This is a genomic window from Streptomyces sp. NBC_01591 (assembly GCF_035918155.1).
Lineage (GTDB): Bacteria > Actinomycetota > Actinomycetes > Streptomycetales > Streptomycetaceae > Streptomyces.
This window is the reverse complement of the sequence record NZ_CP109327.1, coordinates 2,072,475-2,094,195: the sequence shown is the minus strand read 5'-3', so window position 1 is coordinate 2,094,195 and position 21,721 is coordinate 2,072,475. Positions and strand designations below refer to the sequence as shown.

Genomic DNA, 21,721 nt, shown 5'->3' with positions numbered 1-21,721 from the left:
GGCTCTGGCCTCGCGCTTCCATTCGGGTCGGACGGGCGGTCGCCCTGATTCAGGAAGGTACCGGCCCCGGGCGTCCGAGGCGTCGTCGGGGAGCCACCAGGGAGCCACCGGGGAAGTCCACGCACCGCGCGCCCGGCGGTCCGGGGACCGCAAAACCGCTGTTGACACGGGACGAGCGCCGCTGCGATCTTGTGAGCGCCGCGCGGTTCGGGCCGAGTTGCCCTGAATGCCGAGTGGCCCTGAATGTGGACCCGGACCTGGAGCAGACGTGGGCGACGACGTAGCGGCGTACGCAGGCGGGCAGGAGCTTCCCGGCCCGCTGGTCGGGGTCGACTGGCTGGCGCGGCGGCTCGGCACGCCGGGACTGGTGGTCCTCGACGCCTCGGTCGGCGCGCACCGGGGCCGCGAGCGGCGGATCCCGGGAGCGCGGGCCTTCGACATCGACGGGGCGCTGTCCGACCACTCCGGACCGCTGCCCCACACGATGCCCGACGCCGGCCGGTTCACCGAGGAGCTGCGCTCCCTCGGCGTGAACGGCACCGACACCGTCGTCGTCCACGACGGCGCGGGCATCTACTCCAGCGCGCGGGCCTGGTGGATGCTACGGGCGATGGGCTTCGCCCGGGTCGCGGTGCTCGACGGCGGCCTGCCCGCCTGGGCCGACGCCGGGCTACCGCTGGAGAACGCCCTCCCCGAGCCCGCCGCGGCGCCCGGTGACTTCACCGCACGGCCGCGCGCGGGGCTGTTCGTCGGCAGCGAAGAAGTGGCGGCGGCCCTGGCCGACCCCGCCGCGGTGGTCCTCGACGCCCGGTCCAGGGACCGGTACACCGGCACCGTCGCCGAACCCCGGCCCGGGCTGCGCGCCGGACACATGCCGGGGGCGGTCAACCTGCCCTTCGGAGAGATCCAGCGCGACGGGCGGATGCGTCCGTCGGACGAGCTGCGTGCCGTGTTCGCCGCCCTCGCCGGGGAGCGCGAGCGACTGGTCCTCAGCTGCGGCTCGGGCGTCACCGCGTGCGTCCTGGCGCTGGGGGCCGAACTGGCGGGGTACCGCGGACAGGCCGTGTACGACGGGTCCTGGAGCGAGTGGGGGCTGCCGTCGCAGCGGCCCGTCGTGACCGGGGCGCAGTGAGACCTCACGGGGCGGGCGGGTCTCCGCCCGCCCCGTGACCCGGGGTCAGCCGACGTACGCCCCGCTCGCCGTCAGGCGCAGTGCCGTGTCGATCAGCGGCACATGGCTGAAGGCCTGCGGGAAGTTACCCACCTGGCGCTGCAGCCGGGGATCCCACTCCTCCGCGAGCAGACCCAGATCGTTGCGCAGGGACAGCAGCCGCTCGAAGAGCTGGCGTGCCTCGTCGACCCGGCCGATCATCGCCAGGTCGTCCGCCAGCCAGAACGAGCAGGCCAGGAACGCGCCCTCGTCGCCCTCCAGGCCGTCGACGCCCGTGTCCTCGCCCGAGGTGGGGTAGCGCAGCACGAAGCCGTCCTCGGTGGACAGCTCGCGCTGGATCGCCTCGATCGTGCCGATCACGCGCTTGTCGTCCGGCGGCAGGAAGCCCATCTGGGGGATGAGCAGGAGCGAGGCGTCCAGTTCCTTCGAGCCGTAGGACTGCGTGAAGGTGTTGCGTTCCTGGTCGTAGCCCCGCTCGCAGACATCGCGGTGGATGTCGTCGCGCAGTTCGCGCAGCTGCTCCAGCGGCCCCTCCGCGTCCCCGGACTCGATGAGCTTGATGGTGCGGTCGACGGCGACCCAGGCCATCACCTTCGAGTGGACGAAGTGGCGGCGCGGCCCGCGCACCTCCCAGATGCCCTCGTCCGGCTCGTCCCAGTGCTTCTCCAGGTACTCGATCAGCTTGAGCTGGAGGCCCGTCGCGTAGTCGTTGCGGGTCAGGCCCGTCATGTGGGCGAGGTGCAGCGCCTCGGTGACCTCGCCGTACACATCCAGCTGGAGCTGACCCGCGGCGCCGTTGCCGACCCGGACCGGGCCCGAGTTCTCGTAACCGGGCAGCCAGTCCAGCTCGGCCTCGCCCAGCTCGCGCTCACCCGCGATGCCGTACATGATCTGCAGGTTCTCCGGGTCGCCGGCGACCGCCCGCAGCAGCCACTCGCGCCAGGCGCGGGCCTCCTCGCGGTACCCGGTGCGCAGCAGCGAGGAGAGCGTGATCGCGGCGTCGCGCAGCCAGGTGTAGCGGTAGTCCCAGTTCCGGGAGCCGCCGATGTCCTCCGGCAGGGAGGTGGTCGGCGCGGCGACGATGCCGCCGGTCGGCGCGTACGTCAGGGCCTTGAGGGTGATCAGGGAGCGGACCACGGCCTCGCGGTAGGGCCCGTGGTACGTGCACTGCTCGACCCATTCGCGCCAGAAGTCGGCGGTCGCGTCCAGCGAACCCTCCGGGTCCGGCAGGCCCGGCGGCTCGTGGTGCGAGGGCTGCCAGCTGATCGTGAACGCGATCCGGTCACCCGGCGCGACCGTGAAGTCGGAGTACGTCGTGAGGTTCTCGCCGTACGTGTCGGCGGGGGTGTCCAGCCAGACGGAGTCCGGGCCCGCGACGGCGACCGTACGGCCGTCGACCTTGTGCACCCATGGGGTGACCCGGCCGTAGCTGAACCGCATGCGCAGCTCCGAGCGCATCGGCACCCGGCCGCTGATCCCTTCCACGATCCGGATCACCTGCGGTGCGCCGTCACGCGGCGGCATGAAATCGGTCACTCGGACCGTTCCGCGCGGTGTGTCCCACTCCGATTCCAGGATGAGGGAGTCCCCGCGGTAGCGGCGGCGGTCCGCGGACGGCGGCTCCGTCCCGTCCGCCCGCGCCGGACCCAGGCGCCAGAAGCCATGCTCCTCGGTGCCCAGCAGTCCCGCGAAGACGGCGTGCGAATCGAAGCGGGGAAGGCACAGCCAGTCCACTGTGCCGTCCCGGCAGACCAGGGCGGCGGTCTGCATGTCTCCGATGAGTGCGTAATCCTCGATGCGCCCGGCCACGTGCATCTCCAGTCGAACGGCCATGTCGCCCCGTAGGGCATTACTGCGGGTCAAGAGGTCGTCGCAAGGGGTTGTTGTGGGGAAACCTGCGAACGTGTCACCTCGCCCGGGGCGAGTGTCCGAGCAGGATACGACGCACCCAGGTGGTCCGCGCGACGGTCTTGACAACACATCTGTCCCGAACGGGTGTGTGTACGGGCACTCGTGGTGATCATGCGAGGTGGGCGTCCGGATTACGGCCGGAAGCGGGGTCCCCTCGGCGCTGATACCCTGGTAGCCCGTGGACCGGTGGTCGTCCGCAACCGCAGACGAGGCCCCCGAACCGCAGCGACGGCGCCTCCGGAGTCTCCGGACGAAAACGCCGGTACGCACCTCACGATCGCGACCACGGGAGCCCCCTTTGGCTATGCAGCCCACATCCACGACGACCAAGCACATCTTCGTCACCGGGGGTGTCGCCTCTTCCCTCGGCAAGGGTCTGACTGCCTCCAGCCTCGGTGCCCTGCTCAAGGCGCGCGGCCTTCGGGTCACCATGCAGAAGCTCGACCCGTACCTCAACGTCGACCCGGGCACGATGAACCCCTTCCAGCACGGTGAGGTGTTCGTCACCAACGACGGCGCCGAGACCGACCTGGACATCGGCCACTACGAGCGCTTCCTCGACGTCGACCTCGACGGCTCCGCCAACGTCACCACCGGCCAGGTCTACTCGCAGGTGATCGCCAAGGAGCGGCGCGGCGAGTACCTCGGTGACACCGTGCAGGTCATCCCGCACATCACCAACGAGATCAAGCACCGCATCCGCCGCATGGCCACCGACGACGTCGACGTCGTCATCACCGAGGTCGGCGGCACGGTCGGCGACATCGAGTCGCTGCCGTTCCTGGAGACCGTCCGCCAGGTCCGCCACGAGGTCGGCCGGGACAACGTCTTCGTCGTGCACATCTCGCTGCTGCCCTACATCGGCCCGTCCGGCGAGCTCAAGACCAAGCCGACCCAGCACTCCGTCGCCGCGCTGCGCAACATCGGTATCCAGCCCGACGCCATCGTGCTGCGCGCCGACCGCGACGTACCGACCGCCATCAAGCGCAAGATCTCGCTGATGTGCGACGTCGACGAGGCCGCCGTGGTGGCCTGCGTGGACGCCAAGTCGATCTACGACATCCCGAAGGTGCTGCACACCGAGGGCCTGGACGCCTACGTCGTGCGCAAGCTCGACCTGCCGTTCCGCGACGTCGACTGGACGACGTGGGACGACCTGCTGGACCGCGTCCACAACCCCGACCACGAGATCACCGTCGCGCTCGTCGGCAAGTACATCGATCTGCCCGACGCCTACCTCTCGGTCACCGAGGCCATCCGGGCCGGCGGCTTCGCCAACAAGGCGCGGGTCAAGGTCAAGTGGGTCGCCTCGGACGACTGCAAGACCCCGGCGGGTGCCGCGAAGCAGCTCGGTGACGTCGACGCGATCTGCGTCCCCGGCGGCTTCGGCGACCGCGGTGTCAACGGCAAGATCGGCGCCATCCAGTACGCCCGCGAGAACAAGGTGCCGCTGCTCGGCCTCTGCCTCGGCCTCCAGTGCATCGTGATCGAGGCCGCGCGCAACCTCGCCGAGATCCCCGACGCCAACTCCACCGAGTTCGACGCCGCCACCTCGCACCCCGTCATCTCGACGATGGAGGAGCAGCTGGCGTACGTCGAGGGCGCGGGCGACCTCGGTGGCACCATGCGGCTCGGCCTGTACCCGGCGAAGCTCGCCGAGGGCTCGCTGGTCCGCGAGGCGTACGACGGCCAGCCGTACGTGGAGGAGCGCCACCGCCACCGCTACGAGGTCAACAACGCCTACCGGGCCGAGCTGGAGAAGAAGGCCGGTCTGGTCTTCTCCGGCACCTCCCCGGACAACAAGCTCGTCGAGTACGTCGAGTACCCGCGCGAGATCCACCCCTACCTGGTCGCCACCCAGGCGCACCCGGAGCTCCGCTCCCGTCCGACCCGCCCGCACCCGCTCTTCGCGGGCCTGGTGAAGGCGGCCGTCGCGCGCAAGACGGGCGCCGCGGCCGGTGACGGCAAGGGCAAGCCGTCGGGCAAGTAGTCCGGCGCCGCACAGGCGTTAACGTTGACCGGGGTACGCGTCCTTCGAGGAAGCGTGCCCCGGTTTCTGTTTTTCGTGGGAGGACGTAGATGGGTTTCCAGGACACGCCCGAGGAGTGGCAGGTCACCGCGACCGAGACGCCCTTCACCGGCAACAAGACCAGCGTCCGCACCGACGAAGTGGTGATGCCGGACGGCACGGTCGTACGCCGCGACTACCAGGTCCACCCGGGCTCGGTCGCCGTGCTCGCGCTCGACGACGACAACCGGGTCGTCGTGCTGCGGCAGTACCGCCACCCGGTGCGCCACAAGCTCTGGGAGATCCCGGCCGGACTGCTCGACGTCCCCGGTGAGAATCCGCTGCGCGCGGCCCAGCGCGAGCTCTACGAGGAGGCGTACGTCAAGGCCGAGGACTGGCGGGTGCTGACCGACGTCTACACCACACCGGGTGGCTGCGACGAGGCCGTACGGATCTTCCTGGCCCGGAATCTCTCCGAGGCCGACGGGGAGCGCTTCGAGGTCTCCGAGGAGGAGGCCGACATGGAGCTGGCCCGGGTGCCGCTCCAGGAGCTGGTGCGGGGCGTGCTCGCGGGGGAGCTGCACAACAACTGCCTCGTGGTGGGCGTCCTCTCGCTCGCGGCGGTCCTCGCCGGTGACGGGATCGAGTCGCTGCGCCCGGCCGACGCGCCGTGGCCGGCCCGTCCGTTCGAGGCCTGACGGGCCGTAGGAACGGACCGGCCTCCGGCGGCCCGCCGGGACCGTGGGAGGCCACCGGCGGCTCGCGGGGCCGCTGAACGGTGCACCGAGGTCCCTCGATCGGAAAAGATGCTGATCCGATCGGGGGACCTCTGCGCCGTGCTCCAGGCAAAACGTCCGCACGCCTGAACTACGCTCGGAATGCCCTGACCGGAGTCCCGGCGGGCGACGCGTGCAGCGAAGTGGAGCGTGGCCCGTGACGGATCAGGCGGTGGACACCAGCGGCCCGGCCAAGGCAGCGGGAACCGAGGAGCCGTCCGGCACCGCCCCACCCCAATTCTTCGGCCGCGACCGCGAGTTGAAGGCGCTGCGGGCCGACATCGAAAGAGCCGGCCTCGACACCCTGGCCGGCCGCAAGGCCGCCCGCGCCCGGGTCCTGCTGATCGCCGGACGCCCCGGCTCCGGACGCACCGCACTCGCCGGTGAACTCACCCGAAGGCTGCTCGCCGACGGCGGTCACCCCGACGGACTGCTCCGTGCCCGGCTCACCGATCCCGGCGGCGCGCCGGTGCCCACCGAGCGCACCGCCCGCGAGCTGCTCGACCAGCTGGGTGTGACGGGGCCGCCCGGCGCGGACGGGGACGAACTCTCCGAGATGGTCCGCGAGGAGCTCGCCGGACGCCGTGCCCTGCTGCTCCTCGACGACGCGGCAGACGCGGAACAGGTCGACCCGCTGCTGCCGGACAGCCCGGACTGCCTGGTCGTCGCCACCTCCGAGGGCCCGCTGACCGGGATCCCGGGCGTCCGCCCCTGCACCATCGGCGGCCTGGACGCGGGCTCCGCCGTACGGCTGCTCGCCCGCACCATCGGAGACGTCAGGATCACCGTCGACCCGCGGACCGCCGAGACCCTCGCCGAGGAGTGCGGCGGGCTGCCGGCCGCCCTGGTCATGGTCGGCGGCCGGCTTGCCGCCCACCCCATGGCGTCGGTCGCCGATGTCACCAAACAGCTGCGCGAACTGCCGGACGACACGGAGCAGTCCACCAGCTCACGCCCGCTGGCCCGTGCCTTCCGGCTGGCCCACGACTCGCTGCCGCCGACCGCCGCCCGGATACTGCGACTGCTCGCCCTCGCCCCCGCCGGACTCGCCGACGCCCACACCGCGTCCGCGCTGGCAGGCTGCTCCGTCTCGGCCGCCCAGACGACCCTCGACGACTTCGTGGCGCTGGGGCTGCTGCACACCAATGGGGCGGATCAGCCGCAGTACGAGGTGCCCGGCTGCCTCGCACCGCTGCTGCGGGCGCTGCTGGAGGCCAGGGACCGGCCGACGGAGATCCAGCTCGCCAGGGCCAGGATGCTGGAGCGGACCGTACGGCTGCTGCAGTCCTGCCGGGCGGTCACCGAACCCGAGGGTTCCCCGGCCCGCCGCAAGCTCGCCGGGCTGCCGCGGTCACTGCGCTTCCCCAACCCCGAGGCGGCCGCCGAATGGCTGCGGATCCGCCGTCCCGCCCTGCTGGCCTCGGCCCGGATCGCCGTCGAGGACGGTGAACTCGACACCCTGGCAAGGCGGTTGGTGGCCGCCCTGGTGCGGGCGCTGGCCGTGCACCAGGGCACCGAGGCCGCCGCACCCGAGCTGTACGGACTGCACGGTCTGGTGCTGGCCGTCGCCGAGCGGCGCGAGCTGCCGCGCGAGCGGGCCGCCGCGCTGCTCAACCTCGCCGACCTCGACGCCAGGACCGGCCGTACCCGGGAGGCGCTGGCCCGCTACCGGGCCGCGCTGGACGCCGGGCGGGCCGCGAAGGACCCGTACGCCACCGGCCGCGCGATGGAATCCGTAGGCGGCGCCTATGCCGAGCTGGGGGACTTCCAGCGGGCCTCCGACTGGTACGGCCGCGCGCTGGCGCAGCGGCTCACCCAGGGGGAGCCGGCCGACGAGGCGCGGCTGTACGGGCGGCTCGGCGCCGTCCACACCTATGCCGGGCGGTACGGCGAGGCGCTGCGGAACTGGCGCGCCGCGGCGGCCGGGTACCGCAGGCTCGGCGACGTGCCGGCCCAGGCGCGGGCGCTCAGTGAGGCGGCACGGGTGCAGGAGTACGCGGGCCGGCCGCAGGAGTCCCTGCACACCTGCCAGGAGGCCGTCGAGTGGGCCAGGCGGGCCGGGGACGTACGGCTGCAGGCGGCGCTGGAGCTCCGGCTGGCCGACACGCTCGACAGGCTCGGTGACCCGGCCGCGGCCGGTCTGCACCGGGGTCTCGCCGACAGATTGCTGGGCCAGGAGGGCGTGACCTGCGAAATCCGTAGTGTGACGACTGAAAATTAATGCTTTGTAAGGCTAGACAGCACGAAACCCTTCATTAGACTGGCTCTGCCGCGTGTGTTCGCGGTGTCTCCATTTACGTAGTGTCTATCCGGGTATGTATAGCTATGCCCGGGTAACCCTCTGAGCCAAGGACCGTGATCGACGTGAAGGTCGGCATCCCCCGCGAAGTCAAGAACAACGAGTTCCGCGTGGCGATCACGCCTGCCGGTGTGCACGAGCTCGTCCGCCACGGCCACCAGGTCGTCGTCGAGGAGAACGCCGGTGCCGGCTCCTCCATCACGGACGAGGAGTACGTCGCCGCCGGGGCGCAGATCCTCCCCACCGCCGACGAGGTCTGGGCCACCGCCGACCTGCTGCTCAAGGTCAAGGAGCCGGTCGCCGAGGAGTACCACCGCCTCCGCAAGGACCAGACGCTCTTCACCTACCTCCACCTCGCGGCCTCCCGCGAGTGCACCGACGCGCTGATCGAGTCGGGCACCACGGCCATCGCCTACGAGACGGTCGAGGCCGCGAACCGTGCGCTCCCGCTGCTCGCCCCGATGTCCGAGGTCGCGGGCCGGCTGGCCCCGCAGGTCGGCGCCTACCACCTGATGCGCTCGGTCGGCGGCCGCGGCGTGCTCCCGGGCGGCGTCCCGGGTACGGCGCCCGCCGAGGCCGTTGTCATCGGCGGCGGTGTCTCCGGCTGGAACGCCACGCAGATCGCTGTCGGTCTCGGCTTCCACGTCACGCTGCTCGACAGGGACATCAACAAGCTCCGCGAGGCCGACAAGGTCTTCGGCACCAAGGTGAAGACCGTCGTCTCCAACGCCTTCGAGCTGGAGAAGGCCGTCATCGAGGCCGACCTCGTCGTGGGCGCCGTGCTGATCCCCGGCGCGAAGGCGCCGAAGCTGGTCACCAACGAGCTCGTCGCCAAGATGAAGCCCGGAAGTGTACTTGTCGACATCGCGATCGATCAGGGCGGCTGCTTCGAGGACTCGCACCCGACGACGCACGCCGAGCCGACCTTCATGGTCCACAACTCGGTGTTCTACTGCGTCGCGAACATGCCGGGCGCGGTTCCGAACACCTCGACGTACGCGCTCACCAACGCCACGCTGCCCTACATCCTGGAGCTCGCCAACCGCGGCTGGGTCGAGGCGCTGCGCCGTGACGCCGCGCTCGCCAAGGGGCTCAACACCCATGACGGGCAGGTCGTTTACCAGGAGGTGGCCGAAGCGCACGGCTTGGAGCACGTCGAGCTGAGCTCGCTTCTCGGCTGACGGGTCAACGCCTTCCGTCAACCTCATGCGTACGGCCGGACCTTGCCGAGCAAGGTCCGGCCGTACGCGTGTCGGGCCCCATCGGGGGCCTCGTTCAACTCGTCTCGAACGTAACCCTTTAACCGATTCGTACACCCGTTAAAACTGTGCCCCGGTGGCTGCGTGCCCTTGACAGGGACGTGTTCGATTGCCGACACATCGGGCCGGGTCCGGGGGATTGTGTTGCTGCGGAGCGGTGACACGCCATAGAGTCGCCAATCGTCGGCATGGTGCCACGCTGACCTATCGATAAGTTTCCTGGTCACGTCCAAGGAGGTAAGACGACTTGTGAATGAGTCGACATTTACTCCCGGGGGTGTTCATCCAGGGATGCCTGCACGGGGCCATAGCCCGAACGGGCTGGAGGCTGTCGGCTCCGTCGCTGTCCGCACCTTCGCCACCCAACAGCACATGACGACAGCCCCCCAGATGATGGACGGCCTACACGTGAACGCCATGGCCGGCAACGAGAGTGGCCGGGACACCGCCCACTTCGCCGACTTCGACGAAGCGCCCCAGGGGCACTTCTACGACCCCGACGCCGAGTACGAGCCCGATCCGGAGTACGCGGCCACCCTCGCGCCCGATGCTGCCCGCCAGCGCCGCGAGCGGATCGGCCCGACCGGCCGGCCTCTGCCCTACTTCCCGATCCCGGGCCCGCTGACCGATCACGGTCCCGCGAAGATCATCGCGATGTGCAACCAGAAGGGCGGCGTCGGCAAGACCACGTCGACCATCAACCTGGGTGCCGCGCTCGCGGAGTACGGGCGACGCGTCCTGCTCGTCGACTTCGACCCGCAGGGAGCCCTGTCGGTCGGGCTCGGCGTCAATCCGATGGAGCTCGACCTCACGGTCTACAACCTGCTCATGGAGCGGGGCATGTCGGCCGACGAGGTCCTGCTGAAGACCGCGGTCCCGAACATGGACCTGCTGCCCAGCAACATCGACCTGTCGGCTGCCGAGGTGCAGCTGGTGAGCGAGGTCGCCCGGGAGTCCACGCTGCAGCGCGCCCTGAAGCCGCTGATGGCCGATTACGACTACATCGTGATCGACTGCCAGCCGTCGCTGGGCCTGCTCACCGTGAACGCCCTGACGGCCGCCCACAAGGTCATAGTGCCGCTCGAGTGCGAATTCTTCGCGCTGCGTGGTGTGGCATTGCTCACCGAGACCATCGAGAAGGTCCAGGAGCGTCTCAACCCCGATCTGGAGCTCGACGGCATCCTCGCCACCATGTACGACTCCCGTACGGTGCACAGCCGTGAGGTCCTCGCGCGTGTCGTCGAGGCATTCGACGATCACGTCTACCACACGGTCATCGGGCGCACCGTGCGCTTCCCGGAGACCACGGTCGCCGGTGAGCCCATCACCACCTACGCCTCCAACTCGGTCGGTGCCGCCGCCTATCGCCAGCTCGCCAGGGAGGTGCTCGCCCGGTGTCACGCCGAGTGAGTCTGCCCGGGGCCGACGAACTGTTCCGTACCACCGGAGGAATGGGGCTGCAGGCCTCGTCCCCCGCCGACCGGCGGCGCAAGGCGAACGGTGAGGCCCGGGTGCCCGGTCCGGCCGGTGAGAGCGATTCCGGGGCGGACGGATCCGGGGCGGACCCGGCACCGGCCGGCGACGGCGCTTCGCGCGAGGAGCACTCCGCGGCGGACGCCGACGCGGGGGAGTCGCGCAGCCGGGGCGACGGCGACCGGGGCGCGGTGGCCGCACAGGCGGGGCGAAGGCCCCAGCAGTCCGCGCCGACGGCCGCGCCCTCGTCCGCGTCGTCGTCCACGCAGGAGGCGGTCCCCGCCCCTGCCGTTCAGCAGCAGCGCAGGCGTGGCGGCGGGCGCGGGGCGAACCGGCGGCCCAGCGGCCGCGAGCGCCACGACGAGAAGATCACCGTCTACGTCTCGGCCGAGGAACTGATGGACCTCGAACACGCCCGCCTCGTGCTGCGCGGGGAGCACGGGCTCGCCGTCGACCGCGGGCGGATCGTCCGTGAGGCGGTCGCGGTGGTGCTCGCGGATCTGGAGTCGCGGGGCGACGCGAGCATCCTCGTACGGCGGCTGCGCGGCCGCTGACCGGTGAGGCGCCGGTAGCCTGCCCGGTGGGCGGCCGCCGGACGAGCGGTCCGGCCCCTCTGTACGGGCCATGGCCCGCCGCCCGTATCCCGCTGCCCCTGGACCTTCATGCCGACGACCGACGAGCCCGCCCGCACCCCACGCCGCCCCCTGGGGCGCGGCCCGGGCGGCCGGAGCGTGCCGGAGCCGGTGGAGGACGGGAGCGCCGGCGTGGAGGCCCCCGCGCCCGAGGTGCCCGTTGCGTCCCCCGCTCCCGAGGTGCCCGTTGCGTCCCCCGCTCCCGAGGTATCTGTTGCGTCCCCCGGGCCCGCCGACGACGGGCGGTTCACCGTCCGGCTGGCGAACTTCGAGGGGCCGTTCGACCTGCTTCTCCAGCTCATCGCCAAGCACAAGCTCGATGTGACCGAAGTCGCGCTGTCGAAGGTCACCGACGAGTTCATGGCGCACATCCGTGCCATGGGGCCGGACTGGGACCTGGACCAGACCACCGAGTTCCTCGTCGTCGCCGCGACCCTGCTCGACCTGAAGGCGGCCCGGCTGCTGCCCGCCGCCGAGGTGGAGGACGAGGCGGATCTGGCGCTGCTCGAAGCGCGGGACCTGCTCTTCGCCCGGCTGCTCCAGTACCGCGCGTACAAACGCATCGCGGACATCCTCAGCGACCGGCTGGCGTCGGAGGGGCGGCGGTTCCCGCGGACCGTGGGGCTGGAGCCGCACCACGCCGAGCTGCTGCCCGAGGTCGTGATCAGCATCGGGGCGGAGGGGTTCGCCGCGCTGGCCGTGAAGGCGATGCAGCCGAAGCCCGAGCCGCAGGTGTACGTCGACCACATCCACGCGCCGCTGGTCAGCGTGCGGGAACAGGCCGAGATCGTGGTGGCGCGGCTGCGGGAGGCGGGGGAGGCCAGCTTCCGGACGCTCACCGAGGACGCCCCGGACACCCTCACCGTCGTCGCCCGGTTCCTCGCGCTGCTGGAGCTGTACCGGGAGAAGGCCGTCGCGCTCGACCAGGACGAGGCGCTCGGGGAGCTCCTGGTGCGCTGGGCCGGGGGAGACGGGGCCGGGCCCGTCGTCACGGACGAGTTCGACACCGAGACGCAGGACGTCCAGGAGGATGTGAAGGCATGAGTCAGCAGGGGACCACCGGCTCCACCGTCGCGGATCTCGACCTCAAGCCCGCGCTGGAGGCCGTCCTCATGGTCGTCGACGAGCCGGCCACCGAGGAGCACCTCGCCAAGGTGCTGGAACGGCCCCGCAGGGCCGTCGCCGACGCGCTGCGCGAGCTGGCCGACGAGTACACCGTGCAGCGCCGCGGTTTCGAGCTGCGTCTGGTGGCGGGCGGCTGGCGCTTCTACACCCGCCCCGAGTACGCGGAGGCCGTCGAGGGCTTCGTCCTGGACGGCCAGCAGGCCCGGCTGACCCAGGCGGCGCTGGAGACCCTCGCGGTGGTCGCGTACCGCCAGCCGGTCAGCCGTTCCAGGGTCTCCGCGGTCCGCGGCGTGAACTGCGACGGGGTCATGCGGACCCTGCTGCAGCGGGGTCTCGTAGGGGAAGCGGGCGCGGAACCCGAAACAGGTGCGATCCTGTACAGGACGACGAACTACTTTCTGGAGCGGATGGGCCTGCGTGGCCTGGATGAGCTCCCGGAGCTCGCGCCCTTCCTCCCCGAGGCGGACGCGATCGAGGCCGAGACGCTAGAGGGTGTGCCGTCGTTCGATCCGGACGCACCGGACACCCCGGATACTCACGCAGACGACAAGACGGAATTTTGATGCGAAGCAGTGGCAGGAACAGCGGAAGCGGCAGCAGCGGCGGCAAGAGCGGCGGCAGCCGGAATCCTCGCGGTGCCGGCGCCGGGCGCGACGGCAAGCAGGAGCAGCGTCCCCGCCGGCCCCGGCCCGAGGAGCGCCGCTACGACGTGGGCGCCACCGGGGAGAAGACCGGCGACGGCCCCCGCAAGGGACGCGGCGCGGCGGCCCGCGGCGGCGCCAAGGGTGGCCCGAAGCCCGCACAGGCGGGAAGCGGCAGGAGTGGCGGCCCGCGTCGCCAGGGCGCCCCGTCCCGTCCGCGTGAGCTCGATGCCAAGATCGAGCAGCGCAACCGGGACCGGTACGCCGGCAAGGCCGACATCAAGACGCCCAAGACCCACCCGGGCGCCGAGCAGGAGGGCGAGCGGCTGCAGAAGGTCCTCGCCCGGGCCGGCATGGGCTCGCGCCGGGCGTGCGAGGAGCTGATCGAGCAGGCCCGCGTCGAGGTCAACGGCGAGATCGTCGTCGAGCAGGGCATGCGCGTCGATGTGCACAGGGACGAGATCAAGGTCGACGGTCTGACCGTCGCCGCCCAGTCCTACCTCTTCTTCGCGCTGAACAAGCCCGCCGGTGTCGTCTCCTCGATGGAGGACCCGGACGGCCGCCAGTGCCTCGGCGACTACGTCACCAACCGTGAGACGCGGCTCTTCCACGTCGGCCGGCTGGACACCGAGACCGAGGGCATCATCATGCTCACCAACCACGGCGAGCTGGCCCACCGTCTGACCCACCCCAAGTACGGGGTGAAGAAGACCTACCTGGCCGCCATCCAGGGACCGCTCCCGCGCGACCTGGGCAAGCGGCTCAAGGACGGCATCCAGCTGGAGGACGGGTACGCCCGTGCCGACCACTTCCGGGTCGTCGAGAACACCGGCAAGAACTACCTGGTCGAGGTGACCCTCCACGAGGGCCGCAAGCACATCGTCCGCCGGATGCTGGCCGAGGCCGGCTTCCCGGTCGAGCGGCTCGTACGGACGTCCTTCGGGCCGATCCCCCTGGGCGACCAGAAGTCCGGCTGGCTGCGCCGCCTCACCAACACCGAGGTGGGCATGCTGATGCGCGAGGTCGGTCTGTAACCCTCCTCCGTCCGCTCCACGGCCCGCGGCCGGTTCCTGTTTTCGATTTTCGAACAGGAACCGGCCGCGGGTCTTTCGTTGTGCCCGTTCCATCTTTATAGTCAGAGTGACTATTAAGGAGGCGGGCGTGAGTCTCGCGGATGTACTCGATCCCCTGCAGCAACCCCTGGTGACGGTGCTCGACACCCCGGTCAGCTGGACCGAGGTGCTCGGCTTCGGCAGCGGAGCGCTGTGCGTATGGCTCGTGGCCCGCCAGCACCTCGCCAACTGGCCGATCGGCATCGCCAACAACCTCTTCTTCATCCTGCTGTTCGCCCAGTCCGGCCTGTATGCCGACGCCGGCCTCCAGATCGTCTTCATCGTCCTTGCCGCGTACGGTTGGTGGACCTGGACCCACGGGGGTGGACCGGGCTCACCGGACCTGCCGGTGCGGCGCACCACGCGCACCGAATGGACCTGGCTGCTCGCGGCGGGGGCGGTGGGGACCGTCGCCCTCACCGTCCTGCTCGACCACGCCACCGACTCGACCGTGCCCTTCTGGGACGCCCTGACGACCGCGCTGTCCCTGACGGCGACGTACGGACAGTGCCGCAAGCTCGTCGAGTCCTGGTGGCTCTGGATCGCCGCCGATGTGGTGTACATCCCGCTGTACGCGTACAAGGAGCTCTATCTGACCTCGCTGCTGTACATCGGCTTCCTGACGCTCTGCCTGATCGGCCTGCGCAACTGGAAGCGTGATCTCGCCGGGCAGCGGCGGCAGTTGGCGGAGGCGACGGCATGAAGCGCTTCGGACACGGGCTGGTCCTCGGCAAGTTCTACCCGCCGCACGCCGGCCACCACCACCTCGTCCGCACGGCGCAGGACCGCTGCGAGCGGCTGACCGTCCTGGTCTGCGCCGCCTCCGTCGAGTCGGTACCGCTCGCCGACCGGGTGGCCTGGATGCGGGAGGTGCACCCGGATGTACGGGTCGTCGGCGCCGTCGACGACATCCGCATGGACCTCCACGACCCGGTGATCTGGGACGCGCACATGGCCGTCTTCACCGGAGCCGTTCCCGAGCCGGTGGACGCCGTCTTCACCTCGGAGTCGTACGGGGACGAACTGGCCCGCCGGTTCGGCGCCGAATCCGTCTGCGTCGACCCCGACCGCACGGTCTTCCCGGTCTCCGGCACCGCCGTCCGCAAGGACCCGGTCGGCTGCTGGGACTTCCTGGAGCCGCCCGTACGGGCCGCCCTCACCCGCCGGATCGTCGTCCTCGGCGCGGAATCCACCGGCACCACGACGATGGCCCGCGCCCTCACCGACCACTACCGCGGGCGCGGCGGCGTCTGGGCGCGGACCGGTTACGTCGCCGAGTACGGGCGGGAGTTCAGCGAACAGAAACTGGCCGCCCTGCGCGACCGGTGGCCCGGGGCCCAGTGGGAGGACGTCGCCTTCACCACCGACGACTTCCCGCTGATCGCCGAGACCCAGAACGCCAGGGAGGAGGCTGCCGCGCGCACCGGGTCGCCGGTGCTCTTCTGCGACACCGACTCCTTCGCCACCACCGTCTGGCACGAGCGGTACGTCGGCGGACGCAACCCGCTCGTCGAGGAGAGGGCCGACCGGGTCGCCCACCACCTGTGGCTGCTCACCGACCACGAGGGCGTCGCCTTCGAGGACGACGGACTGCGCGACGGCGAAGAGCTGCGGCCCTGGATGACTGACCGCCTCCGGGCCGAACTCACCCGTACCGGAAGGGAGTTCATCGAGCTCACCGGAACCCACGAGAAGCGCCTGGCCACCGCGGTCGCCGCCGTCGACGCACTGCTCGCCGACAGCTGGAACTTCGCCGCGCCCCTGCCGGAGCACCGATGAGCAGCGCAGCCCCCGCGGGCTACGACCCGCACGCCTTCGAACCCTTCGCGGTCACCGTCGACCTCGCCGTCTTCACGGTCCGCGACAGCCGGCTGCACGTCCTGCTCGTCGAACGGGGCGAGGACCCGTACAAGGGGCACTGGGCGCTGCCCGGCGGCTTCGTGCTGCCCCGCGAGTCCGCCGAGTCCGCCGCCCGCCGGGAACTCGCCGAGGAGACCGGACTCACGGAGGGCACCGTCGGAGCCCTCCACCTGGAACAGCTGCGCACCTACAGCGATCCGGACCGCGACCCCAGGATGCGGGTCGTCTCGGTCGCGTACGCCGCACTCGTACCCGACCTGCCCGAACCGCGCGGCGGCGGCGACGCGGCCGGCGCCCAGTGGTGGGACGCCGGAGCGCTCGGCCCGCTCGCCTTCGACCACGACCGCATCCTTGCCGACGCACACGACCGGATCGGCGCCAAGCTCGAATACAGCTGTCTGGCCACCGCCTTCTGCCCGTCCGAATTCACCCTGGGAGAACTCCAGCAGGTGTACGAGACGGTCTGGGGCGTCGAGCTGGACCGTCCCAACTTCCGGCGCAAGGTCCTCACCACGCCCGGCTTCGTCCAGGCCGTGGAGGGATCACCGCGCCGCACCGGCGGGCGGGGAAAACCGGCCGCGCTCTACCGGGCGGGTGCCGCCACCGCCCTGCACCCTCCACTGCTGAGACCGGAAGGAAGAAGCACGTGATAGTGACGAGGACCATCACCAAGCAGGCCGCCACCGGCGCGCTGACCGGGCTCGCGCTCGGCGACGCCCTGGGCTTCCCGACCGAGTTCAACAACGTGCCGTCGATCCTCGCCAAGTGCGGGCCATGGCGTCAGATGCGGCTGCCGAAGCCGGCGATCGTCACCGACGACACCCAGATGACGCTGGCCCTGGGGCGGGGCATCCGCACCGCCATGGACCGCGGGCTGCTCACCCCGCTGCGGCTGACCCGCCCGGTGCGCGAGGAGTTCGTCGACTGGTACCACTCGCCCGACAACAACCGCGCCCCCGGCCGCACCTGCATGACCGCCTGCCGCCTGCTCGACAGCGACCGGCCCTGGCAGGAAGCCAGCCAGACCGGCTCCAAGGGCTGTGGCGCCAACATGCGGGTCGCGCCGATCGGACTCGTCCCCGGACTGAGTGACGAACAGCGCTCCGGCGCCGCCCAGTTGCAGGCGGCCCTCACCCACGGGCATCCGACCGCGCTCGCCGCGTCCGACCTGACGGCCCGCGCGGTCCACCTGCTGGCACAGGGGGCGGAGCCGATGGGACTGATCGGGCAGCTGCGTTCGTATGCGTACGAGAACAGCGGCCGGTACCTCACGCGCTGGCTCGGCGACCTCTGGCGGTTCGCGGGCGACGCCTCGCCCGAGCTGTACATCCAGCGCGGCTGGGAAGAATGCCTCGCCGCCCTGGCCCGCGTCCAGGACGCGCTGCGCGACCCGTCCCCGGAGACCGACCCCTGCGAACTGACGGGCGACGGCTGGATCGCCGAGGAGGCCCTGGCCACGGCCCTGCACTGCTTCCTCCTCTTCCCCGAGGAACCCGTCACCGCACTCCGCCGCGCCGCCTGCACCCGGGGCGACTCGGACTCCCTCGGCTGCCTGACCGGCGCGTTCGCCGGGGCGCACCTGGGGGCGGGGGCCTGGCCCAAGGAGTGGTCGGAACGGATCGAGTACCGCAGTGATCTGCTGTCGCTGGGGGCACTCTGGGATTCTTGATCCATGCGTACGGACACCAAGCACCTCGAGCAGGCCGGGCTGCCGGTCACGGACCTCGGCCCGGTCCTCACCGAAGAGCGCCACCCGCTGTTGTTCGCCACGGTCTCCGGGGCGCATCTGTACGGGTTCCCCTCCAAGGACTCGGACGTGGACCTTCGGGGGGTCCATCTCCTGCCCGCGGAGGACCTCGTGGGACTGCGCGAGGCCGAGGAGACGCGCTCGCGGATGTGGGACCGGGACGGGGTCGAGATGGATCTCGTCACGCACGACCTGCGGAAGTTCGTCCGGCTGATGCTGAAGCCGAACGGCTATGTGCTGGAGCAGCTGCTCTCACCGCTCGTCGTGCACACGAGCGAGCCGCACGCGGAACTGGTGGACCTGGCGCCGGGTGTGCTCACCCGTAACCACGCCCACCACTACCGGGGATTCGCCAACACCCAGTGGCGGCTCTTCGGCAGGACCGGCGAACTGAAGCCGCTGCTGTACACGTTCCGGGCGCTGCTCACCGGGATCCACCTGATGCGCAGCGGTGAGGTGCGGGCGCATCTGCCGACCCTCCTCGGGGAGGTGGCGGCGCCCGCGTATCTGCCCGAGCTGATCGACGCGAAGGCCGAGGCGGAGCACGGGGGAGCGGGGGACGTGGACGGTGCGGTGGTGGCCCGGGACGTCGAGGCGCTGCACGGGGTGCTGGACGAGGCCCAGGCGGCATCGGGGCTGCCCGGGACGGCCGGCGGGTTCGAGCGGCTGCACGATCTTGTGGTGCGGGCGCGGTTGACGGGTGTCTCCTAGGGCCAGTCCACAGACGCCCGGCGGGTGCGGACCAGGAAGTCCTCCACCCGGGCCCGGTCCGGCTCCCGTGGGAGCGGGGAGTGCTCCGCGGCCTCGTCGTTCTCCTCGGCGAGGCGGCTCATGCGGCGTTCGACCTCCTCCCACGGCACCTCGCCCCGCTTCACCGCCAGCAGCTCCTCCCGGGCCGCGCCCACCTCGATCGTGAGCTCCCCGGTGCGCAGCAGGTCCCGGCCGCTGCTCAGGAGCCGCAGCAGATGCATGGCGTGCTTCCAGCGCGGCGCCCCGTGCTGCCGTACGTCCGCCTCCAGCTTCCTGCGCTGGCCCAACGCGTAGCGGACGAAGGTCTGGTGGGCCAGTCGGGAGAGGAACGCGCCGCGCAGGGAGAGGAGTTCACGGCCCACGGCGTCGACGTGTTCCACCAGCGGTGAGTGCAGGCACTCCAGCACATTGGGATTGGCGCGCAGCGCCAGCTCGCAGAAGCGTTCCAGCTCCCACGAGAACTGCTCCTGCGCCGGGCCCTCGACATGCGTCGGCGGCTTCTCGAACCGCCAGAACAGCGGGGTCGGCGCGAGGAACACGCCCCGCCGGTCGGTGTCGCTCCCCTCCGTGGCGAGCCCGAAGGCGCGTGAGCCCATCACGCAGGAGTAGACCGTGTGGTCGCGTACGAGAGCCTCGGGATCAGGGGTGATCATGCCGGCGAGGGTACGTGAGCGAAAACGGGTTGCACCGGGGATTACGGGACAGCCCTCAGGCGCCCCGCTCAAGTGGCAGAAGCCTGGATTCTGATCGACATTGTCGATAAATCATCCCCTCCGGAAAGGCAGAACCATGTCAGGAAACGATCTCGGCAGCCTGCTCGGCGGCTTGCTGGGCGGCAGCGGCCGGAGCGGCGGCCCGGGCGGTGCGGGGAACATCCTCGGCGCGCTGCTGGGCGCGCTCGGCGGTGGCCAGGGCAGTACGGGCAGCGGTGGCAACGCGCTCGAAGGGCTGATCGGGATGCTCACCAGGTCCGGCCTCGTCGACCAGGCGCAGTCCTGGGTCGGCACCGGTGAGAACCAGGCGGTCAGCGGCGCCCAGATCACCGAGGCGCTGCCGGACGAAACCCTGCAGAAGGTCGCCCGGCAGGCCGGGGTCACTACGGAACAGGCGGCCGACGAGATCGCCCGGTCGCTGCCGACAGCGGTCGACAAGCTGACCCCGTTTGGGGAGGTGCCGGAGGGCCGCTCGATCGAGGACCTGGTCCGGGAACAGCAACTCTGACAGCGGAAGCGGCCCGGGGGCCTGTCCGGCGGATCACGCCGGGCAGGCCCCCGGCCGTGACCGTGCGCCCGCCCCGTCTCACGGACAGAGCACCCCGGACCGCCTGCACCGCCGCCCCTCTAGGCTGATCGGGCAGAGAGATCACGCAGGCGGACAGCAGGCGCGACACGTACGAAGAACCGAGGAGCACGACGTGGCGGTACGAGCGGTCCGTGGAGCCGTCCAGCTGGAGCAGGACGAGGCCGGACACATGGACGAGCAGGTCGGCGCCCTGCTCACCGCCGTCCTGGAGCGCAACAACCTCGTCGCGGACGATCTGATCAGCATCTGGTTCACGGCCACCCCCGACCTGCACAGCGATTTCCCGGCCGCCGCCGCACGCGGGCTCGGTATCGTCGACGTACCGCTGATCTGCGCCCAGGAGCTCGACATCGTGGGCGCCATGCCCCGTGTGGTGCGCATCCTCGCGCACGTCGAGACGTACCTGCCCAAGTCCGAGATCGCCCACGTGTACCTCGGTGCCACCGCCGCACTCCGCAAGGACATCGCCCAGTGAGAACCGCCGTCGTCATCGGAACGGGCCTCGTCGGCACTTCCGCAGCTCTCGCCCTCGCCGGGCGCGGCATCCATGTCCACCTCGTCGACCACGACCCCCAGTCGGCCCGCACCGCGGCCGCGCTGGGAGCCGGTACGGACGAGGCACCCGAGGAACGGGTGGACCTGGCGATCATCGCCGTGCCGCCCGCCCACGTGGCCACGGTGCTGGCCACCGCCATACGGGACGGCATCGCCCGTGGCTACCTCGACGTCGCCAGCGTGAAGGGCGGCCCGCGCCGCGAGCTGGAAGCCCTCGGCCTCGACCTCACGCCGTACATCGGTACGCACCCCATGGCCGGCAAGGAGCGATCGGGCCCCCTCGCCGCCACCGCGGATCTGTTCGAGGGCCGGCCCTGGGTCCTCACCCCGACCCGCGACACCGACACCGAGGTCCTCAACCTCGCCCTGGAACTGGTCGCGCTCTGCCGCGCCGTCCCGGTCGTGATGGACGCCGATGCGCACGACCGGGCCGTCGCCCTGGTCTCGCACACCCCGCAGCTGATCTCGTCGATGGTCGCAGCCCGACTTGAGGAGGCCGACGAGACCGCCGTACGCCTCTGCGGCCAAGGCATCAGGGACGTCACCCGGATCGCCGCCTCCGACCCCCGGATGTGGGTGGAGATCCTCTCCGCCAACCCCGGCCCGGTCGCCGACGTGCTGGCCGGGGTCGCCGCCGACCTGGACGAGACGGTACGGGCGCTGCGCGGCCTGCAGTCCGGTGACGACGACAAGCGCCGCGAGGGCACCGAGGGCATCGAGGACGTCCTGCGCCGCGGCAACGCGGGCCGGGTCAGGGTGCCCGGCAAGCACGGGACCGCCCCCACCGCGTACGAGATGGTCTCCGTGCTGATCAGCGACCAGCCGGGCGAACTGGCGCGGATCTTCGCCGACGCCGGACGGGCCGGGGTCAACGTCGAGGACGTGCGCATCGAGCACGCCACCGGGCAGCAGGCCGGCCTGGTCCAGCTGATGGTCGAGCCGAGCGCGGCCCCCGCACTGAGCGCGGCACTGCGCGAGCGGGGCTGGTCGATACGCCAGTAGGCCCGGGGCGGCGGGGCGGTTCCCGGGGGCCGGAAGGCCGTTGTCCACAGGGGTGCAGAGACCCGCTCCGACACTCGGTAACCTTGTGCGGGGCGGAT

20 protein-coding genes are annotated in these 21,721 nt (G+C 71.2%); 18 read left to right on the top strand and 2 right to left on the bottom strand.

Annotated features, from left to right (window positions below; translation table 11 throughout):
- The first annotated feature begins 268 nt into the window (after nt 1-268).
- Nucleotides 269-1,132 carry a sulfurtransferase gene (locus tag OG978_RS09750; RefSeq protein WP_326764813.1) on the top strand — a complete coding sequence of 288 codons (864 nt, stop codon included), beginning with the start codon at nt 269-271 and terminating at the stop codon, nt 1,130-1,132.
- Nucleotides 1,133-1,177: 45 nt separating this feature from the next.
- Here OG978_RS09750 and OG978_RS09745 read toward each other — a convergent pair whose 3' ends face one another.
- Complete coding sequence (locus OG978_RS09745) at nt 1,178-3,004, bottom strand: glycoside hydrolase family 15 protein (protein ID WP_326764812.1); 1,827 nt, start codon at nt 3,002-3,004, stop codon at nt 1,178-1,180.
- A 382-nt stretch (nt 3,005-3,386) separates the two neighbouring features.
- Between OG978_RS09745 and OG978_RS09740 the strand changes: the two genes are divergently transcribed.
- The 14 genes from OG978_RS09740 to OG978_RS09675 all read left to right on the top strand — a co-directional run bounded on the left by OG978_RS09740 (nt 3,387) and on the right by OG978_RS09675 (nt 18,725).
- Complete coding sequence (locus OG978_RS09740) at nt 3,387-5,072, top strand: CTP synthase (protein ID WP_326764811.1); 1,686 nt, start codon at nt 3,387-3,389, stop codon at nt 5,070-5,072.
- A gap of 89 nt (nt 5,073-5,161) precedes the next feature.
- A complete protein-coding gene (locus tag OG978_RS09735; protein ID WP_326764810.1) occupies nt 5,162-5,788 on the top strand; it encodes an NUDIX hydrolase in 627 nt (208 codons plus the stop codon).
- Between the two features lie 235 nt (nt 5,789-6,023).
- Nucleotides 6,024-8,087 carry a tetratricopeptide repeat protein gene (locus OG978_RS09730; RefSeq protein WP_326764809.1) on the top strand — a complete coding sequence of 688 codons (2,064 nt, stop codon included), beginning with the start codon at nt 6,024-6,026 and terminating at the stop codon, nt 8,085-8,087.
- Nucleotides 8,088-8,230: 143 nt separating this feature from the next.
- Nucleotides 8,231-9,346: an alanine dehydrogenase gene (ald, locus tag OG978_RS09725; protein WP_326769983.1), complete on the top strand. Its 1,116-nt coding sequence runs from the start codon at nt 8,231-8,233 to the stop codon at nt 9,344-9,346.
- Between the two features lie 369 nt (nt 9,347-9,715).
- Entirely contained in the window at nt 9,716-10,834 is a 1,119-nt protein-coding gene (locus tag OG978_RS09720; RefSeq protein ID WP_326764808.1) for a ParA family protein, read from the top strand.
- Nucleotides 10,831-11,451 carry a hypothetical protein gene (locus OG978_RS09715; protein WP_326769982.1) on the top strand — a complete coding sequence of 207 codons (621 nt, stop codon included), beginning with the start codon at nt 10,831-10,833 and terminating at the stop codon, nt 11,449-11,451. The genes OG978_RS09720 and OG978_RS09715 overlap by 4 nt, the downstream gene beginning before the upstream one ends.
- 108 nt (nt 11,452-11,559) lie before the next feature.
- Nucleotides 11,560-12,573, top strand: a complete 1,014-nt coding sequence (locus tag OG978_RS09710; protein WP_326764807.1) for a segregation and condensation protein A — start codon at nt 11,560-11,562, stop codon at nt 12,571-12,573.
- Nucleotides 12,570-13,217, top strand: a complete 648-nt coding sequence (gene scpB / locus OG978_RS09705; RefSeq protein ID WP_326764806.1) for an SMC-Scp complex subunit ScpB — start codon at nt 12,570-12,572, stop codon at nt 13,215-13,217. Before OG978_RS09710 ends, scpB begins: the two co-directional genes overlap by 4 nt.
- The gene (locus OG978_RS09700; RefSeq protein WP_326764805.1) at nt 13,217-14,329 is read left to right on the top strand and encodes a pseudouridine synthase; all 1,113 of its coding nucleotides are present in this window, start codon (nt 13,217-13,219) and stop codon (nt 14,327-14,329) included. Before scpB ends, OG978_RS09700 begins: the two co-directional genes overlap by 1 nt.
- Before the next feature lie 127 nt (nt 14,330-14,456).
- Entirely contained in the window at nt 14,457-15,110 is a 654-nt protein-coding gene (pnuC, locus tag OG978_RS09695) for a nicotinamide riboside transporter PnuC (RefSeq protein WP_326764804.1), read from the top strand.
- Entirely contained in the window at nt 15,107-16,186 is a 1,080-nt protein-coding gene (locus OG978_RS09690; RefSeq protein WP_326764803.1) for an AAA family ATPase, read from the top strand. Before pnuC ends, OG978_RS09690 begins: the two co-directional genes overlap by 4 nt.
- Nucleotides 16,183-16,917, top strand: coding sequence for an NUDIX hydrolase (locus tag OG978_RS09685; RefSeq protein WP_326764802.1), 735 nt, complete (start codon nt 16,183-16,185; stop codon nt 16,915-16,917). Before OG978_RS09690 ends, OG978_RS09685 begins: the two co-directional genes overlap by 4 nt.
- Nucleotides 16,914-17,936, top strand: a complete 1,023-nt coding sequence (locus tag OG978_RS09680; protein ID WP_326764801.1) for an ADP-ribosylglycohydrolase family protein — start codon at nt 16,914-16,916, stop codon at nt 17,934-17,936. The genes OG978_RS09685 and OG978_RS09680 overlap by 4 nt, the downstream gene beginning before the upstream one ends.
- Before the next feature lie 3 nt (nt 17,937-17,939).
- Complete coding sequence (locus tag OG978_RS09675) at nt 17,940-18,725, top strand: nucleotidyltransferase domain-containing protein (protein WP_326764800.1); 786 nt, start codon at nt 17,940-17,942, stop codon at nt 18,723-18,725.
- Here OG978_RS09675 and OG978_RS09670 read toward each other — a convergent pair.
- Nucleotides 18,722-19,417 (bottom strand): nucleotidyltransferase domain-containing protein, encoded by a 696-nt coding sequence (locus OG978_RS09670; protein ID WP_326764799.1) that lies wholly within the window; start codon nt 19,415-19,417, stop codon nt 18,722-18,724. The two genes, OG978_RS09675 and OG978_RS09670, sit on opposite strands and share 4 nt — an antisense overlap.
- A 136-nt stretch (nt 19,418-19,553) precedes the next feature.
- On the opposite strand from OG978_RS09670, the gene OG978_RS09665 reads away from it, so the two are divergent.
- From OG978_RS09665 to OG978_RS09655, 3 genes are all read left to right on the top strand, one after another.
- Entirely contained in the window at nt 19,554-19,985 is a 432-nt protein-coding gene (locus tag OG978_RS09665; RefSeq protein ID WP_326764798.1) for a YidB family protein, read from the top strand.
- A gap of 193 nt (nt 19,986-20,178) precedes the next feature.
- Nucleotides 20,179-20,541 (top strand): chorismate mutase, encoded by a 363-nt coding sequence (gene aroH, locus OG978_RS09660; RefSeq protein WP_326764797.1) that lies wholly within the window; start codon nt 20,179-20,181, stop codon nt 20,539-20,541.
- Nucleotides 20,538-21,623, top strand: coding sequence for a prephenate dehydrogenase (locus tag OG978_RS09655; protein WP_326764796.1), 1,086 nt, complete (start codon nt 20,538-20,540; stop codon nt 21,621-21,623). The genes aroH and OG978_RS09655 overlap by 4 nt, the downstream gene beginning before the upstream one ends.
- The last annotated feature ends 98 nt before the right edge of the window (nt 21,624-21,721 follow it).

Bases quoted from the DNA above. Each gene is read 5' to 3' on its own strand.
- OG978_RS09685 (WP_326764802.1), top strand. From the start codon at position 16,183: ATGAGCAGCGCAGCCCCCGCGGGCTACGACCCGCACGCCTTCGAACCC.
- OG978_RS09720 (WP_326764808.1), top strand. From the start codon at position 9,716: ATGCCTGCACGGGGCCATAGCCCGAACGGGCTGGAGGCTGTCGGCTCC.
- OG978_RS09745 (WP_326764812.1), bottom strand. From the start codon at position 3,004: ATGGCCGTTCGACTGGAGATGCACGTGGCCGGGCGCATCGAGGATTAC.
- OG978_RS09665 (WP_326764798.1), top strand. From the start codon at position 19,554: ATGTCAGGAAACGATCTCGGCAGCCTGCTCGGCGGCTTGCTGGGCGGC.
- OG978_RS09675 (WP_326764800.1), top strand. From the start codon at position 17,940: ATGCGTACGGACACCAAGCACCTCGAGCAGGCCGGGCTGCCGGTCACG.
- OG978_RS09710 (WP_326764807.1), top strand. From the start codon at position 11,560: ATGCCGACGACCGACGAGCCCGCCCGCACCCCACGCCGCCCCCTGGGG.
- OG978_RS09740 (WP_326764811.1), top strand. From the start codon at position 3,387: ATGCAGCCCACATCCACGACGACCAAGCACATCTTCGTCACCGGGGGT.
- OG978_RS09700 (WP_326764805.1), top strand. From the start codon at position 13,217: ATGCGAAGCAGTGGCAGGAACAGCGGAAGCGGCAGCAGCGGCGGCAAG.
- OG978_RS09670 (WP_326764799.1), bottom strand. From the start codon at position 19,417: ATGATCACCCCTGATCCCGAGGCTCTCGTACGCGACCACACGGTCTAC.
- OG978_RS09690 (WP_326764803.1), top strand. From the start codon at position 15,107: ATGAAGCGCTTCGGACACGGGCTGGTCCTCGGCAAGTTCTACCCGCCG.
- OG978_RS09735 (WP_326764810.1), top strand. From the start codon at position 5,162: ATGGGTTTCCAGGACACGCCCGAGGAGTGGCAGGTCACCGCGACCGAG.
- scpB (WP_326764806.1), top strand. From the start codon at position 12,570: ATGAGTCAGCAGGGGACCACCGGCTCCACCGTCGCGGATCTCGACCTC.